The sequence below is a fragment of the uncultured Veillonella sp. genome (assembly GCF_934190855.1).
Lineage (GTDB): Bacteria > Bacillota > Negativicutes > Veillonellales > Veillonellaceae > Veillonella.
Window position 1 is genome coordinate 1 of record NZ_CAKPTN010000199.1, and the last position, 2,640, is coordinate 2,640.

A 2,640-nucleotide genomic window follows, 5' to 3' on the forward strand; every position below is an offset into this window, starting at 1 on the left:
CTATATTATAGTAGCATTATTTATTTCTTTCGTAAATAAGGCGTAAGCCTTCCAATGTAAGCATAGGTTCTACATGGTCGATGCAATCTGTAGCACTGCTGATAAGTTGTGCTAAACCACCGGTAGCCACCACAGTTACATGGTCGCCCATTTCTGCTTTCATACGAGATACGAGGCCTTCTACTTGACCTACATAGCCATAGAACATACCAGACTGCATGGAGGATACTGTATTGCGGCAAATTACTTGACCTGGATCTCTTACATCGATACGCGGCAATTTAGCAGCTCGTTGGAATAAAGCCTCCGCAGAGATTGTAACACCTGGTGTAATGACACCACCCATGTAATCACCATTTCCTTGCACAGCACAATAAGTTGTGGCCGTACCAAAGTCTATGATAATTAAATCACCTTCATAAAGTTCATGTGCTGCTACAGCATTTACGATACGGTCAGCGCCGACTTCACGAGGATTATCATATTTAATGGCGATACCTGTTTTTGTACCAGGTCCTACAATAAGAGGATTTACATTGAAGTAGCGCAAGCATACGCGCTCTAATGTAGGCATCAATGGTGGCACAACTGAGGAAATAATGATATCTTTAATGTCTTTCACATCCACCTTGCGATCGTGGAAGAATAAGTTCATCATCAACATGCCATATTCATCAGTGGTACGAACTCGATCCGTGGAAATACGCCAGTGACCTACAAGCTCTGTCTTGTCGTATACACCGAGAACAATGTTGGTGTTGCCCACATCAATTACTAATAACATGAATGCCTCCTATTTACGCGGACGAATTGATACGTCCCCTGCCATAACACGTTTAACAGTCCCGTCTGGGATTCTTACTAATAAATTACCATCTTCATCAATATCGGTTGCTACCCCTTCATAGGTATTACCAGGCGCACGAACCTCGATTTCTTCACCGAGAGTCACCGATAATTGACGCCATTCATTGAGAGTGTCCTCAAAGCCACTATCGAGAACATCATAATATTGATGTTCTAGTTCTTCTAATATAATTCTAAATGCTTCTGTCCGCTCAATATCGATGCCTTCCATCGCAAGGGACGTAGCAATTAATTTTAATTCTTCTGGTAGCTCTTCTTGTTTTGTTTTAACATTGACACCTATGCCCATCACAATATGAGAGATTTCCTCCATAGAGCCAGACATTTCGGTCAAGATGCCAACTAATTTACGACCATTCACAAGAATATCATTGGGCCATTTAATGCCTGCATCGGTGAGTCCCATTTTATGGAACGCTTTTGTTAAGGCTACGGCTGCCATCAATGTACATTTCGGTGCTTCTACAGGTGCAAAGTCAGGGCGCAAAATGAGACTAAACCATAGACCTTTCCCAAATGGAGAATACCAACCCCGCGATAAACGACCTCGGCCAGCAGCCTGTTCCTCTGTTACAACAACAGTACCTTCTTCTGCACCTTGTTGTGCTAAGCGACGAGCTTCTAGGTTTGTAGACTCAGTAGTGTCCATATAGACATACCGTTTTCCAAATACATCTGTTTTTAAGATTTGCTTCATTGCTAATGGACTCAACAAATCAGGTTCCTCCAATAATCGATACCCCCTCTTGGTATAAGATTCTATTTTGTAGCCTTTTTGACGTAATGCCTTGATATGCTTCCAAATAGCTGTACGCGAAACATGACACGCTTCCGACATATCCTGTCCCGATACGAAACCACCTTGGTTTTGTCTCAAGAATTCTAATACTTCATCACGCATAGTTTAGAGCCCCTTTCTTTGTCAACCTAGGTTTACAATTCGATTGTACAAGTGTACCCTGTAAAATGCAAGGGTTATTTAAAAGAATTAATGGTATAATACATGTAGTATTAAGTTATACCTTATGCAAAAGATAACAATAGTATGGTCTATCATTATCTAGGGAGATATATGAAACAATTTACATTAGAAGAAAAAAATGAGGTTCTAGAGAATCCCTTTATCCATATTCATAGAAAACTTGATGTCCTATTAAACATAGGCAAACTACTCATGGAATGTGGTGCAGATACAAATCGAATTATTGAAGAGATGTTAAAATCAGCCACATTTATGGGGATACCTCATAATTACTTAAATATTCATATTTCATATACCACTATCATGGTGAATCTATTGCATAAAGAGCGTTCCATAACAGTTTTTAGAAAAACACCTGTCCATGTTCCCAATATGGCCATGATCAATGCCGTATCTAAACTCACATGGCGTGCCTTTGAACGACATTATTCACTTACAACTTATGAACAGTTAATTTCAAAATTAGATTGCACTATTCCAGTATATCCTGATTGGATAAAGGGTATTGCTTGTGCCCTCGGTTCAGCAGGCCTTGCCTTTTTGTATAGTGGCGATATGATAGCTTTTATTGTAACTGTTATTTGTTCTCTAATCGGTTATTTTGGTCGTACCTTATCGGTACGCTTTGGTTGCAATGAATATGTAGGCATTACAATTGGCGGCTTTGCCGCCATGGTTTCTGCCTATGGTTTCTATTCACATATTGAACAAGATTCGTTAGTTTACGTTCTTGTTTGTTGTACCTTATTTATGATACCTGGTGTACCGCTTATAAACTCCGTTATCGATAC

At 39.8% G+C, this 2,640-nt stretch carries 3 protein-coding genes; 1 reads left to right on the top strand and 2 read right to left on the bottom strand.

What is annotated here, in order from left to right:
• Nucleotides 1–16: 16 nt before the first annotated feature.
• Entirely contained in the window at nt 17–784 is a 768-nt protein-coding gene (locus Q0F90_RS08670) for a type III pantothenate kinase (protein ID WP_296004799.1), read from the bottom strand.
• Between the two features lie 9 nt (nt 785–793).
• The gene (locus Q0F90_RS08675; protein WP_296004801.1) at nt 794–1,768 is read right to left on the bottom strand and encodes a biotin--[acetyl-CoA-carboxylase] ligase; all 975 of its coding nucleotides are present in this window, start codon (nt 1,766–1,768) and stop codon (nt 794–796) included.
• A 171-nt stretch (nt 1,769–1,939) separates the two neighbouring features.
• On the opposite strand from Q0F90_RS08675, the gene Q0F90_RS08680 reads away from it, so the two are divergent.
• Nucleotides 1,940–2,640: threonine/serine exporter ThrE family protein (locus tag Q0F90_RS08680; RefSeq protein ID WP_296004803.1), on the top strand; the 701-nt coding region annotated here is incomplete at its 3' end.